This window comes from Jatrophihabitans sp. YIM 134969 (assembly GCF_054456675.1).
Map to the genome: position 1 here is coordinate 1 of NZ_JBTJEQ010000077.1, position 12,193 is coordinate 12,193.

Genomic DNA, 12,193 nt, shown 5'->3' on the forward strand with positions numbered 1-12,193 from the left:
GGCGTCGGCGGGGTGCGGGCCGGCGGTCCGCGACCGACGGTCGTGCGCTCGCGGCGCCCGACCCGGCTGCTCCGGCGGCTGGCCCGACGGGTCGTCGTCGCCCGACGGCGCCGGACCCACCACGGGTCGATCTGAACCACCTGCACCACCAACACGACAGGAGCACGACCATGGATCGCCACCCCGGTGCGCTGATCGGTTTGTTCGTCGGCATCGCCCTCGGTTTCGCCGGGGCGTTCGGCGGGTTCAGCGCGTTCGTCATCGTGCTCGTCCTGGGTGTCGTCGGGGTGGCGGTCGGCCTCGTGCTCGACGGCACGCTCGACCTCACCGGCGTGCTCGGCGATCGCCGCCGCGACCGCCTCGACCGGTGACCACCGCCGTCGCGGCGGTCCCCGACCGGTCCGCGACCCTCGCCGACCCCGACGACCGGGGACGCACGACGATCGCCGACCGCGTCGTGGAGAAGATCGCGGCGCAGGCGGCCGTCGAGGTGGACCACGCCGCGGGGCTGCGACGCTCGCTCGCCGGACGCTCGCTCGGGTCACCCCGGGTCCGCGCCACGGCCGAGGTCGACGGTCGCGTCGCCGCACTGCGCCTCGACCTCGCCGTCGACTACCCCGCTCCGGTCCGGCAGGTGACCCGCGCGGTCCGGCAGCGGGTCACCGAGCAGGTCGCCACGCTCGCCGGCATGCGGGTCGACCACGTCGACATCACCGTCGCCGCGCTGCGCCGCCCGCCGGTGGAACGCCGACGGGTGCTGTGATGACCGACGTCCGCATGCCCCGCGGCCGCCGCGGGTCGGCCGCGACCCTGACCGCTCTGGTGGGCTTGGTCGTCTTCGCCGCGGGAGCTGTCTTCGCCCTCGTCGCGGCGATCCGCCATCAGGCGTGGCTCGTCGACGCCGACACGATCAGCGACTGGGCGCGCCGCACCTCCCTCGGCGACACCGTCGCCCTCGTGGTCGGCATCGTCGTCGGGGCGGTCGGGCTGCTCCTCCTGCTCGCCGCCCTCGTCCCGCCGCGCCGCCGCCTGGTCGAGCTCGCCGACAGCGGGACCGGCATCGCCGCGGGCCTCACCCGCTCCAGCCTCGCGCGCACGCTGGCCGCCGCCGCACGCGGCGTCGACGGGATCTCCTCGGCCGGCGTCTCCGGCCGGCGGGCCCTCACCGTCCGGGCCACCACCTCACTGCGGCGCACCGACGGCCTCGCCGACCGGGTGCAGCAGGTCGTCGAGGACCGTCTCGGCCAGCTCGAACCCGCCCGCCCCCACCAGGTCCGGGTCAAGCTCTCCCGGAAGGAGCGCTGACGTGCACCGCCGCACCACGCGTGGCAACCGCATCGGCCTCGCCGTGCTCGGCGCGCTCCTGCTCGCCGGTGGCGCCGCCCTGGTGCTCGCGTACCTCGACGTCATCCCCGGTGGTTCCGACCAGACCGTCTACCCGCGCACGGTGCAACGGTTCGTCGCCGACCAGGACACGTGGTTGTACTGGGTCCTCGGCATCGTCTCCGGCCTCCTCGCGCTGGCGTTCCTGCGGTGGTTGCTCGTGCAGGTGCGGGTCGACCGGGTCGGGCGGGTGGTCGTCGACAACGACCTCGACGAACCGGGCGCCGGCGCCGGCCGCACGGTGATGCCCGCCGGGAGCGCCACCGCCCCGGTCGAGGACGACATCGAGTCCCTCGCCGGGGTCCGCCGCGCGCGCGCCGACCTCGCCGGCAGCCCCGACGCCCCTGAACTCTGGGTCACGGTGCACACCGACTGCGACGCCGACCTCGGCCGGATCCGCACCGGCGTCACCGACACGGTCGTCCCGGACGCCCGCACCAGCTGGGAACGGCCCGACCTGCCCGCGTACCTCACGCTCGTCGTCGGGCGGCGGGCCGCCCAGCGCCGCGACCTCGTCTGAGCCGGCCGCGCGGCCGGGCCGGCGCGGGTACGCCGCGCGCCTCGCTACCGTCTCGGGCGTGAACCACCACGCCGGACGCCTCGGCGACGTGTGGAAGCACCTCGTGCTCGCCGAGGTCGTGCGCGCCGAACGCCCGGAGCGCTACGCCGAGACGCACGCCGGTCACGCGGTGAACCCGTTGCCGGACGACCCCGAGCGCCGGTACGGGATCCGGCACGCAGCGGCGGCGTTCCACCGGCCGTCGGCGTACCTCGACATCGCCCGCCGGTACCTCGTCGACTCCGCCTACCCCGGCTCGGCCGCCATCGCGTTGTCCATCCGGCCCGAAGCCGACGCGCTGCTCGCCGACACCGACCCGGAGAGCGTGGCCGACCTGCGGGCGTGGACCGCCCGGTCCGCGGCCACGCACACCCGCGTCGTCACCGCCGACGGGCCCGCGGCCCTGGGTCCGTGGCTCGCCGAGGGTCGCGCCCTGGTCCACGTCGACCCCTTCGACGCCGCCGAGGTCCTCGAGTTCGCCGCCGACGTCGTCACCGCCGGGCACGGGCTGGTGTTCTGGTACGGCTACGACCACCCCGACGACCGGGCGTGGCCGTTGGCCGAACTGGGCCTGCCCGACCTGTGGGCGGGCGACCTGCTCGTCACGACCGCGGACGGCAGCGTCGAGGACGACGGCGACCTCGGCGAGGCCACCACGCCCGGCACCGGGTGCGGCGTCGTGCTCGCCGGGGTCGACCCCACGCTCGGCCGCCGGTGCGAGGCTCTCGGCGACGCGCTGGTCGCGGCCTACGACGGCACCCCCCTGCCCGACGGCACGCCCGGCGCACTGGACCTGCTGGTCGACATCTCCTGACACACGACCCGGTTAGGGTGAGCGCATGACCGCCTCGGATCCGGTGCGCTTCGACAAGCCCGACACGCCTGACGAGCCGTCGATCGGCACGCTGGTCTCGGATGCGGCCGCGCAGATGTCGACCCTCGTCCGCGCCGAGGTCGAACTGGCCAAGGCCGAGATCGGCACGGCCGCGAAGAACGCCGGGCTCGGCGTCGGCCTGTTCGTCGGCACCCTCGTGCTGGTCGTGTTCGCCTCGATCTTCGGGTTCATCGCCCTGGCCGAGGGCCTGGTCGCCGCCCACATCTGGCGCTGGGCGGCCTACCTCATCGTGTTCGGCTTCCTCATCGTGGTCGCCGTGCTGTTCGCGCTCGTCGGCCTGCGCTACGTCAAGAAGATCAAGGCGCCGCAGCGGACCATCGAGACCACCAAGGACACCGTCGCCGTCCTGCGGCACCCCGGCGCGAACTGACCGGCCGCCCCGGGCGGACCGACCCGGGGCTCAGCCGGCGGTGCAGCTGCCGGTGCTGACGGCCGTCTTCGACTGCCCGCCGACCGTGGCGTCGTCCATGACCTGGTCGTTGGTGAGCACGAAGCCGGTGTCCTTGGCGTCGATCGCGGTGGCGAACACGATCCCGAGCACCTGACCCTTCGCATCCAGCAGCGGGCCGCCGGAGTTGCCCGGCCGCACCAGTGCGCGGATCGAGTAGATCGAGCGGGTGACCGAGCCGGTGTCGTAGATGTCGCGGCCGGTCGCCTGCAGCTGCTCGCGCACCCGCGCGGCCCGGACGTCGAACGGGCCGTCCTCGGGGTAGCCGAGCACCAGGGCGTCGGCGTCCGGTTTCGCGGGGGCGGCCGCGAACGTCAGAGGTGTGACCTGCAGGTCGGGGACGTAGAGGACGGCGACGTCACTCTCGGGGTCGAAACGCACGACGCTCGCGGCGAGCGTGCCCTGACCCGGCACCTCGACGTCGACCTTGTCGGTGCCCGCGACGACGTGGGCGTTGGTGAGCACGTGCTGCGTCGCGTAGACGAACCCCGACCCCTCCAGGCCGCGGTCGCACGACGGTGCCACCCCGTTGACCTTGACGACCGCCCCCCGGGCCTGCGCGACCACCGGTGAGGTGGCGAGCGCGGAGTCGGGCGGAGGGGCGTCGGCGATCCGGCTCGGCCCGAGGTCGCCGAACACCGACGGGAACCCGGACTGGTCGATCGCGGCCCGCAACGACCGGTAGGTCTCCTGGACCTGCGCCGGCACGACGGCGTTGACGCCCCGCACGATGCGGCTCTCGCGGACCTCGGCGTTGACCTGCGGGACGGTCGAGTTGGCCAGCGGCACCGCGACCATCCACGCCACCAGCAGCACCGCGACGACCCCGAGCAGGGCCCCGCCCGCCTGGTCGACGCGACGCAGGTCCTGCGAGCGCACGCGGTTGCGCAGCGCGACCCCGAGGCGCAGCAGCAGCACCTGACCGATCACGGCGCAGACCAGGACCGACAGCAGCGCCACGATGACCCGGGTCGAGGTCGAGCTGAACCGGTCGGCGACCGCCTGGGCGAGTTGGGCGCCGCCGTACGCCCCGCCGGCGAGGCCCACCAGGCTGAACACCCCGACCAGGGCGCCGTTGCGGAAACCGTTCACCGCGTACACGACCACCAGCAGCAGGATGACGATGTCGACGATCACCGGGTCATCCGTTCACCAGCTCCTCGTCGTCGCCGGCGGCGGCCACCGCGGTCCGGGCGGGCACGGACTCTATCCGCCGCTCCGGGTCCCAGGGGCGTTCGAGGCCGCCGAAGGCCAGCAGCCGGTCCAGCAGCCCGGCGGTGAAGCCCCAGATCCACAACCCGTGGGTCTCGAACCCCGGCCCCCGCCAGCCGCTCGGCGCGACGACCGAGAACCGGTTGGCCGGGTCGGCGAGGTCGGCCAGGGGCACGAGCGCGCCGGTCAGCATCTCGGTGCCGTCCGGGCGCACCTCGCGCGGCGCCCGCCACCAGGCCAGCACCGGTGTGACGGCGAAGTCGGTGACCGGGATCCACAACTGCGGCCAGGTGGCGAGGACGTCGACGTGGTCGGCACCGACCCCCGCCTCCTCGTCGGCCTCCCGGAGTGCGGTCGCGACGGGGCCGGCGTCGCCCGGTTCGGCCGACCCGCCGGGGAACGCGACCTGGCCCGCGTGGCTGCGCAGCGTCGACGACCGTTGCAGCAGCAACACGCTGTCGGCCCCCGCCCATGAGGCGACCAGCACGAGCACGGACGCGGCGCGGGAGGTCCTGCCGGGCGGCGGCACCAGGCGTGACAACCGTTGCGGATCGAGGTCTCGGGCCTCGTCCGCCACCCGCTGCAGCCACGCGGGGACGCCGGGTCCGCTCACGCGCCGGCCGCCACCTCGGGACCGGACTTCACCAGCTTCGCCGCGACCTCCGGGTCGGTGGGGCCGATGCCGTAGCTCGGGCAGAACGGCGCCACCCGGCACGCCCCGCACGCGGCCTTCTTGGCGTGGCACACGCGCCGGCCGTGCCAGACGACGTGGTGGGAGAGCATCGTCCAGTCCGACTTCGGGAACAGCGCACCGACCGCGTGCTCGACCTTGACCGGGTCCTCCTCGGTGGTCCACCCGAACCGGCGCGAGAGCCGCCCGAAGTGGGTGTCGACCGTGATGCCGGGCAGCCCGAACGCGTTGCCCAGGACGACGTTGGCCGTCTTGCGCCCGAAGCCGGGGAGCGTGACCAGGGCGTCGAGGGTGTTGGGCACCTCGCCGCCGAAGTCCTCGACGAGCTTCGCGCCGAGCTTGATGAGCGTGGTGGTCTTGTTCCGGTAGAAGCCGGTGGGCTTGACCAGCGCCTCCATCTCCTCCCGGTCGGCGCCGGCGTAAGCCGCGGCGTCGGGGTAGCGGCGGAAGAGGGCGGGCGTCACCTCGTTGACCTTCTTGTCGGTGCACTGCGCGGACAGCACGGTCGCGACGGCGAGCTCCAGCGGCGTGGTGAAGTCCAGCTCGGAGTGGGCGTCGGGGTAGAGGACGGCCAGTTCCTTGTCGATCCTGCGCGCCCGGCGGACCAACGAGGTGTGGGTCTCGGTCGCGGGGTCGATGCGTCCGACCTTCGGGCGCGGCAGACCAGACCCGGACAGGCCAGACCCGGACAGCCCAGACCCGGACAGCCCAGACCCGGACAGCTCAGTGGACACGGACGGGAGACTACGTGCCGGGACTGACGGCGGGAGGTGCCTGACACCGAGGATCCGGCACACTGGACGGGTGATCGGCCTGCTGGTGCTGCTGTTCCCGGTGCTGCTGTTGGGCTTCATGCTGTTCATGCAGCGCGTCGAGGAACCGCTGAACCGCTCCGACAGCAGCCGCGAGATCGAGCGGATGCTCGAGGAACGCGACCCGGGCGACATGGAGGTCCTGGTCAACCAGGGCACCGACAGCGCCCTGCGCCGCTACCACTCCCGCAGCCGGTGGTGGCGGCGTCGCCGGACGTCCTGACGCGCGAACAGCGCGTGACCGGGACGTGGCACGCGGGTTTCACTATGCTCCGACCGGACCGCGTCGGCCTCGCCGTGCGGTCCGCGGCGACCGGTCCTCGGACCGGGCCGTCGCCGATGCCGAGAAACGGAGCTGAAGGTGGACGAGGTCCTGCGCCGTGCGGGGTTGTTCCAGGGGGTCGACCCGGAGGACGCCGAGGCCCTCTCGGACCAGTTCGAGACGGTCGAGGTCAACCGGGGCGGCACGCTGTTCCGTGAGGGCGAGCCCGGTGACAGCCTCTACATCGTGCTGTCCGGCAAGGTGAAGCTCGGCAAGCACAGCTCCGACGGCCGCGAGAACCTCGTCGCGGTGATGGGCCCCGCGGACCAGTTCGGTGAGCTGTCGCTGTTCGACCCCGGCCCCCGCACCACCACCGCCACCGCCGTCACCGACGCCCGGCTCGCGCGGCTGCCGAAGGCCGCACTGCAGCAGTGGGTGCAGGAGCGCCCGATGATCGGCGTGCAGCTGCTGCGGGTGCTCGCCCGCCGGCTCCGGCGCACCAACACCATGCTGGCCGACCTCATCTTCGTCGACGTCCCCGGCCGCGTGGCCAAGCAGCTGCTGCAGCTCGCGCAGCGGTTCGGTTCGGTCGACGGCGGCCAGCTGCGGGTCACCCACGACCTCACGCAGGAGGAGCTCGCCCAGCTGGTCGGCGCCTCCCGCGAGACCGTCAACAAGGCCCTGGCCGACTTCGCCGCCCGCGGGTGGCTGCGTCTCGAGGGCAAGAGCGTCGTCATCCTGGACCGCGACCGCCTGCTGCGCCGCGCGCGCTGAGATCCGCGCCGGTCGCCAGGGCATCACGTCACCGTGACCGCCGCGCCCGGGCCCGCCGCGCCGCCCCGCACCGTCGGGTCGCGCGCGTTGCGCTCGGTCGTCACCCTGTTCGCCGGCGCGTCCCTCGCGGCCTGCTCGACCACGGTCGAGGGCACCGGCCGCGCCGCCGGCCCGACCGGCTCGGTGTCCACGACCGGGAGTCCGACCGGGAGCAGCTCGAACCACCCGACCGGCCCGTTCGCCGACTACACCGACGCCCACGACCTCTGGACGGCCGTCATCGAGCAGTCGTCGTCGACCGGGGGCACGGTGACGGCCACCGGGGTCGTCAGCGGCGCGGGCATCGGCGGGGCCCAGATCACCGCGGTCTACTCCCGGGGCACCGACGGCGAGCCGGTCGCGCGGGTCGGGATCAGGACACCCGAGGACAACGACCTGCTGCTGCTGGTCACCGGCGGCAAGGCCTACGTGAAGGGTCGCGCCGCGGTGTACGTCGAGTACGGCTACCCCGCCGACGTGGCGGAGGAGGCCGACGACAAGCAGGTGCTGCTCACCGACGACGACTCCGGCCTGGACGTCTACGCCGCGCTCGACAGCTTCCTCGACCTCTGCGGCCCCAGCCCCGACGACCCGGCGAGCCTCGACGAGGGGGTCTGGGACGGCAAGCCGGCCGTCATCGTGGAGGACGAGAAGTACGGCACCCGCAGCTTCGTCGACCCGGCCGAGGGGCTGGTGCTGGGCTCGGTCTACCGCGACGAGACGGTGACGTTCGAGTACTCCGACGAGCGGACGAGCGTGATCCTCCCGAACCCGGGTGCCGTGGTCACGGTGGAGGGCCTCTGAGCGCGCCGGGTCACTCGCGCAGGTACTCGACCTGCGCGCGGACCGAGAGGCGCGCCGCCGGCCAGACCGCGCGGTCGACGTCGGCGTAGACGGTCTCCACCACGGTCTCCACGAGCGCGTCGACGTCGACACCGGGGCCCACCTCGGCCACGACCGCTCGCACCTGGTCGAGGCGCTGCTCGCGGTGGGCGAGGTACGCCCGCGCCGCGTCGGCCGCGGAGCCCAGCACCGGGCCGTGGCCGGGCAGCACGGTGCGGTCGCCGAGTTCCGTGAGCCGGTGCAGCGAGGCCAGGTAGTCACGCAGGTTGCCGTCGGGCCAGGCGACCACGGTGGTCCCGCGGCCGAGCACGGTGTCGCCGGTGAGCACGGCGTCGTCGGTGACGAGGCACAGCGAGTCGCCGGTGTGGCCGGGAGTGGGCACGACCGCGAGGGCGCGACCGTCGGCGACCACCGTCGCGCCCTCGACCAGTCCCTCGCCGCCGTGGCGGTGCCGGGGGTCGAGCGCCCGCACCGGTGCGCCGGTGAGGTCGTGGAAGCGGCGCGCCCCGCCGCTGTGGTCGTGGTGGCCGTGGGTGAGGACGACCTCGGCCACCCGTCCGCCGGTCGCGGTCACGGCCTCGACGACCGCGCGCAGGTGGGTGTCGTCGTCCTCGCCGGGGTCGACGACCACGACGTCGTGGTGGCCGAGCAGCCAGGTGTTGGTCCCCTCGAGCGTCATCGGGCCGGGGTTGCGCTCCAGCAGCACCCGCGCCCACGGCAGGGCCTCGACCGGCTCCTCGTACGCAGGCGGTGGCGCGGCGCTCATGCGTCCGGACGGGTGCTGGGGCGTCGGGCCAACGCGATCTGCCGGCCGTCGGGCAGGTGGGCGACCGGGCCGTCGCCGTCGGTCGTCAACACCGGCATCACCAGGGCGAGATCGGCACCGCTGGCGGCCTCCAGCACGTCGTCGACGACCGGGTGCCGGCCCAGCTGCTCGAGCGTGACCTGGGTCGGGGGCATGAGGACGGTGTCGCCGGACAACGCCGCCACGACGTCGACCCACGTCGCCGACGCCGACTCGGTGGTGACGTCGCGGGCCTGCATGCCGGTCGGGAGCGCGGCGACGAAGAAGAAGGTGTCGTAGCGCCGCGGTTCGGCCTCGGGGGTGAGCCAGCGCGCCCACGGCCGGAAGGCGTCGCCGTCGACCTCGAGGCCGTGCTCGGCGAGGACCGCGGCGAAACCGGTCTCGCGGGCCTCCAGCGCGGTGCGGACCGCGTCGAGGTCCGGGGGCGCGGTCGGCACGGTGAGCAGGACGCCGGTCTCCTCGAAGGTCTCGCGCGCGGCCGCGACGAGCACCCCGTGGGCGCGGCAGACGTCGATCCCGAACGCGGCCGCGATCTCCGCGGCCCGGTCGGGGCGGGCGAGCGGGACGTCGGGGTCGGTGTCGTCGACGCGCCCACCCGGGTACACGCTCATGCCCGCCGCGAACGCCAGCGTGGTGCGCCGCGTCAGCAGCCAGGTCTGCAACCCCCGCCGGCCGTCACGGAGCAGGACGACGGTCGCGGCGTCGCGCGGGGCGGCGGGCGGGCTCGCGCTCACGCGGTCGGCAGGCCCGCAGGCGGCACCGGCGGCAGCTCACCCGCCGCGACCGCGCCGCGCGGGGTCTCGCGGTCCACCGGCAGGTCGACGTCACCGAGGAGGTCGCCCTCCTCCTCGACCAGTTCGGCGAGCTCGGTCAGCGGGTCGATCTCGACGACGACCTCGACCTCGACGGGCGCACCGAGCGGCAGCGAGAACACCCCCACCGCGGAGCGGGCGTGCCGGCCGTCGTCGCCGAAGACGGCGGTGAGCAGGTCGCTCGCCCCGTTGACGACCGCGGGGGCGCCGTGGAAGCCGGGGGCGGTCGCGACGAACCCGGTCACCTTGACGACCCGGCGGACCGAGCCCAGGCCGACCTCGGCGTCGATGGCCGCCAGGGCGTTGAGGGCGCAGATCCGGGCCTGTTCGTTCGCGAGGTCCGGCGCGACGCCAGCTCCCTCACCCTCGCCGACCGACCCGGTGAACCGCAGTTCGCCGTCGACCATCGGCAACTGACCCGACGTGAAGACCAGCGACCCGCTGCGGACGGCCGGCACGTAGGACGCCAACGGCGGCACCACGGCGGGCAGGACGAGGCCGAGTTCGGCCAGACGGTCGTAGGGGTTCCCGGCAGGCGAGCTCATGTCCGGAACGTACCCGGCCCGGGAGCCCCGCGGGACGGACCAGGTAGCGCGGGGCACACCACTGCCGCGAGACGGGCCGCCCGGCAGCGGCGGGAACACCTAGGGTTGACCGGGTGCCGCCCTACCGACCGTCGCCCGGACGGCTCGTCCCCCCACTCTCCGCCGAGACCCGCCTCCACGTCGTCACCGGCAAGGGCGGGACCGGCAAGACGACCGTCGCCGCGGCCCTCGCGCTGGCCCTGGCCGAGGGCGGGCGCCGCACCCTGCTGGTCGAGGTCGAGGGCCGGCAGGCGCTCGCCCAGCTGTTCGACCGCCCGGCGCTGCCCTACGAGGAGCAGCGGCTCGCGGTCGCAGCGGGCGGGGGCGAGGTGTTCGGGCTCGCGATCGACCCCGAGCAGGCCCTGCTGGACTACCTCGAGCTGTTCTACAACATGAAGCGGGCCGGTCGGCTGCTGCGCAAGATGGGCGCCATCGACTTCGTGACGACCCTCGCGCCGGGCATGCGCGACGTCCTGCTCACCGGCAAGGTGAAGGAGGCGGTGGTCCGCCGCAGCAAGGGCGGCGCCCGCGACGGTGAGCGCGCGACGAGCCTCTGGGCGTACGACGCCGTCGTGCTCGACGCCCCGCCGACCGGACGGATCCGCGCGTTCCTCGACGTCACCGCCGAGGTCCAGGGGCTGACCAAGGTCGGGCCGATCGCCAAGCAGAGCCAAGGCGTCTCGGACGTGCTGCACAGCGACAAGACCGCCATCCACCTCGTCACCCTGCTGGAGGAGATGCCGGTGCAGGAGACCGTCGACGCCGTCGCGGACCTGCGCGAGGGCGGCTACGAGCTCGGCGCGATCGTCGTGAACCGCCACCGGCCGGAGTTCGTCGAGGCCGGGCTGGTGAGCCGCCGCACCGGGCGTCCGCGGGTCGACACCGCGGGCATCAAGCGCGGGCTCTCCGGCACCGGGGTCGACCCCTCGCTCGCGGCGGCGCTGGCGGCCCAGACGATCGAGTACGTCGAACGGCAGGACCTGCAGACCGCCAACCGTGAGCGCCTCGACGCCACCGGGGTGCCGGTGGTCGTGCTGCCCGACCTGCCGCCGCCCGTCGGGCCCGGCGAGCTGAACGAGCTCGCCCTGGCCTTCCGCGACGACGAGACGGCGGTCGCGTGAGCCCCGCCCCGGCCTCACCACCGCTGTCGATCGGCGACCTGCTGGAGGACCGCTCCATCAAGGTGATCGTCACCTGCGGCAGCGGCGGAGTCGGCAAGACCACCACCGCCGCGGCCATGGGTCTGCACGCCGCCGAACACGGCCGCCGCGTGGCCGTCCTGACGATCGACCCGGCCCGCCGGTTGGCGCAGTCGATGGGTCTGACCGAGCTGGACAACACCCCGCGCCCGGTGCCCGGGATCGATGCATCCAGCAACGGTGCGCTCTCCGCGATGATGCTCGACATGAAGCGGACGTTCGACGACGTCGTGGTCCAGCACTCCACGCCCGAGCGGGCGCAGGCGATCTTCGACAACCCGTTCTACCAAGCCCTGTCGTCGTCGTTCGCGGGCACGCAGGAGTACATGGCGATGGAGAAGCTCGGTCAGCTGCGCGAGACCCTCGGCACCCCGGACGCCGCCTGGGACCTCATCATCGTCGACACCCCGCCCGCGCGGTCGGCCCTGGACTTCCTCGACGCCCCGCAGCGACTGGGCCGGTTCCTCGACGGCCGGATGATCAAGCTGCTCACGGCGCCCAGCAAGGCCTACTTCAAGGTCGTCGGGGCGTCGTTCGCGCTGTTCACCCGCATGCTCACCAAGGTCCTCGGCACCGACCTGCTCTCCGACGTCTCGACCTTCGTGAGCTCGCTGGAGGCGATGTTCGGCGGGTTCCGCGAACGCGCCGAACACACCTACGCGCTGCTCAAGGCCCCCGACACCGCCTTCCTCGTCGTCGCCTCCCCGGAGCCCGACTCGCTGCGCGAGGCGTCGTTCTTCGTCGAGCGGCTGGCCGACGAGGCGATGCCGCTCGCCGGGCTCATCGTCAACCGGGTGCACGCGGCCGCGGTCGACGTCCCGGCCGCCGCCGCCGACGCCGCCGCGGACGGCCTCGGCGCCGCCCCCCGTCCCCGG

Annotated in this window: 16 protein-coding genes and 1 pseudogene; 11 read left to right on the forward strand and 6 right to left on the reverse strand. The window is 74.1% G+C overall.

What is annotated here, in order from left to right:
• Positions 1 to 170: 170 nt before the first annotated feature.
• Genes ACXR2U_RS23050 through ACXR2U_RS23075 form a run of 6 tightly spaced genes read left to right on the forward strand, consistent with a single transcriptional unit; the run spans position 171 to position 3,207 of the window.
• Complete coding sequence (locus ACXR2U_RS23050; protein ID WP_458827436.1) at positions 171 to 371, forward strand: hypothetical protein; 201 nt, start codon at positions 171 to 173, stop codon at positions 369 to 371.
• Positions 368 to 763, forward strand: a complete 396-nt coding sequence (locus tag ACXR2U_RS23055; RefSeq protein ID WP_458827437.1) for an Asp23/Gls24 family envelope stress response protein — start codon at positions 368 to 370, stop codon at positions 761 to 763. Before ACXR2U_RS23050 ends, ACXR2U_RS23055 begins: the two co-directional genes overlap by 4 nt.
• The gene (locus tag ACXR2U_RS23060; RefSeq protein ID WP_458827438.1) at positions 763 to 1,305 is read left to right on the forward strand and encodes a DUF6286 domain-containing protein; all 543 of its coding nucleotides are present in this window, start codon (positions 763 to 765) and stop codon (positions 1,303 to 1,305) included. The genes ACXR2U_RS23055 and ACXR2U_RS23060 overlap by 1 nt, the downstream gene beginning before the upstream one ends.
• A 1-nt stretch (position 1,306) precedes the next feature.
• Positions 1,307 to 1,903 (forward strand): hypothetical protein, encoded by a 597-nt coding sequence (locus tag ACXR2U_RS23065; RefSeq protein ID WP_458827439.1) that lies wholly within the window; start codon positions 1,307 to 1,309, stop codon positions 1,901 to 1,903.
• A 58-nt stretch (positions 1,904 to 1,961) separates the two neighbouring features.
• Positions 1,962 to 2,756 (forward strand): 23S rRNA (adenine(2030)-N(6))-methyltransferase RlmJ, encoded by a 795-nt coding sequence (locus tag ACXR2U_RS23070; RefSeq protein ID WP_458827440.1) that lies wholly within the window; start codon positions 1,962 to 1,964, stop codon positions 2,754 to 2,756.
• 25 nt (positions 2,757 to 2,781) lie between these two features.
• Entirely contained in the window at positions 2,782 to 3,207 is a 426-nt protein-coding gene (locus tag ACXR2U_RS23075; RefSeq protein WP_458827441.1) for a phage holin family protein, read from the forward strand.
• Between the two features lie 30 nt (positions 3,208 to 3,237).
• On the opposite strand, the gene ACXR2U_RS23080 is transcribed toward ACXR2U_RS23075, so the two are convergent.
• From ACXR2U_RS23080 to nth, 3 genes are read right to left on the reverse strand one after another with little or no spacing between them, the layout of a single operon-like run.
• Entirely contained in the window at positions 3,238 to 4,422 is a 1,185-nt protein-coding gene (locus ACXR2U_RS23080; protein WP_458827442.1) for a MarP family serine protease, read from the reverse strand.
• Between the two features lie 4 nt (positions 4,423 to 4,426).
• Complete coding sequence (locus tag ACXR2U_RS23085; protein ID WP_458827443.1) at positions 4,427 to 5,110, reverse strand: NUDIX hydrolase; 684 nt, start codon at positions 5,108 to 5,110, stop codon at positions 4,427 to 4,429.
• The gene (gene nth / locus ACXR2U_RS23090; protein ID WP_458827451.1) at positions 5,107 to 5,850 is read right to left on the reverse strand and encodes an endonuclease III; all 744 of its coding nucleotides are present in this window, start codon (positions 5,848 to 5,850) and stop codon (positions 5,107 to 5,109) included. Before nth ends, ACXR2U_RS23085 begins: the two co-directional genes overlap by 4 nt.
• 142 nt (positions 5,851 to 5,992) lie before the next feature.
• Between nth and ACXR2U_RS23095 the strand changes: the two genes are divergently transcribed.
• The 3 genes from ACXR2U_RS23095 to ACXR2U_RS23105 all read left to right on the forward strand — a co-directional run bounded on the left by ACXR2U_RS23095 (position 5,993) and on the right by ACXR2U_RS23105 (position 7,879).
• Positions 5,993 to 6,223, forward strand: coding sequence for a hypothetical protein (locus ACXR2U_RS23095; protein WP_458827444.1), 231 nt, complete (start codon positions 5,993 to 5,995; stop codon positions 6,221 to 6,223).
• Between the two features lie 138 nt (positions 6,224 to 6,361).
• Entirely contained in the window at positions 6,362 to 7,036 is a 675-nt protein-coding gene (locus tag ACXR2U_RS23100; protein WP_458827445.1) for a Crp/Fnr family transcriptional regulator, read from the forward strand.
• 33 nt (positions 7,037 to 7,069) lie between these two features.
• Complete coding sequence (locus ACXR2U_RS23105) at positions 7,070 to 7,879, forward strand: hypothetical protein (protein ID WP_458827446.1); 810 nt, start codon at positions 7,070 to 7,072, stop codon at positions 7,877 to 7,879.
• Between the two features lie 10 nt (positions 7,880 to 7,889).
• Here the strand turns inward: ACXR2U_RS23105 and ACXR2U_RS23110 are convergent, their stop codons facing one another.
• The 3 genes and pseudogenes from ACXR2U_RS23110 to ACXR2U_RS23120 form a co-directional block, all read right to left on the reverse strand.
• Positions 7,890 to 8,684, reverse strand: a complete 795-nt coding sequence (locus tag ACXR2U_RS23110) for an MBL fold metallo-hydrolase (RefSeq protein WP_458827447.1) — start codon at positions 8,682 to 8,684, stop codon at positions 7,890 to 7,892.
• Positions 8,681 to 9,457 (reverse strand): NUDIX hydrolase, encoded by a 777-nt coding sequence (locus ACXR2U_RS23115; protein ID WP_458827448.1) that lies wholly within the window; start codon positions 9,455 to 9,457, stop codon positions 8,681 to 8,683. Before ACXR2U_RS23115 ends, ACXR2U_RS23110 begins: the two co-directional genes overlap by 4 nt.
• 146 nt (positions 9,458 to 9,603) lie before the next feature.
• A pseudogene (locus ACXR2U_RS23120) lies at positions 9,604 to 10,080 on the reverse strand (RidA family protein); the annotation flags it as partial.
• A gap of 113 nt (positions 10,081 to 10,193) precedes the next feature.
• Here ACXR2U_RS23120 and ACXR2U_RS23125 point away from each other — a divergent pair.
• Both ACXR2U_RS23125 and ACXR2U_RS23130 read left to right on the forward strand, forming a co-directional pair.
• On the forward strand, positions 10,194 to 11,240 hold the full coding sequence (locus ACXR2U_RS23125; protein ID WP_458827449.1) for an ArsA-related P-loop ATPase: 1,047 nt from the start codon (positions 10,194 to 10,196) through the stop codon (positions 11,238 to 11,240).
• Positions 11,237 to 12,193 (forward strand): ArsA family ATPase (locus ACXR2U_RS23130; protein WP_458827450.1); only part of this gene is annotated, 957 nt, incomplete at its 3' end. The genes ACXR2U_RS23125 and ACXR2U_RS23130, both read left to right, overlap by 4 nt.

What these genes read in the sequence shown, in the direction of transcription:
- ACXR2U_RS23110 (WP_458827447.1), bottom strand. Translation starts at nt 8,684, where the DNA reads ATGAGCGCCGCGCCACCGCCTGCGTACGAGGAGCCGGTCGAGGCCCTG.
- ACXR2U_RS23050 (WP_458827436.1), top strand. Translation starts at nt 171, where the DNA reads ATGGATCGCCACCCCGGTGCGCTGATCGGTTTGTTCGTCGGCATCGCC.
- ACXR2U_RS23075 (WP_458827441.1), top strand. Translation starts at nt 2,782, where the DNA reads ATGACCGCCTCGGATCCGGTGCGCTTCGACAAGCCCGACACGCCTGAC.
- ACXR2U_RS23060 (WP_458827438.1), top strand. Translation starts at nt 763, where the DNA reads ATGACCGACGTCCGCATGCCCCGCGGCCGCCGCGGGTCGGCCGCGACC.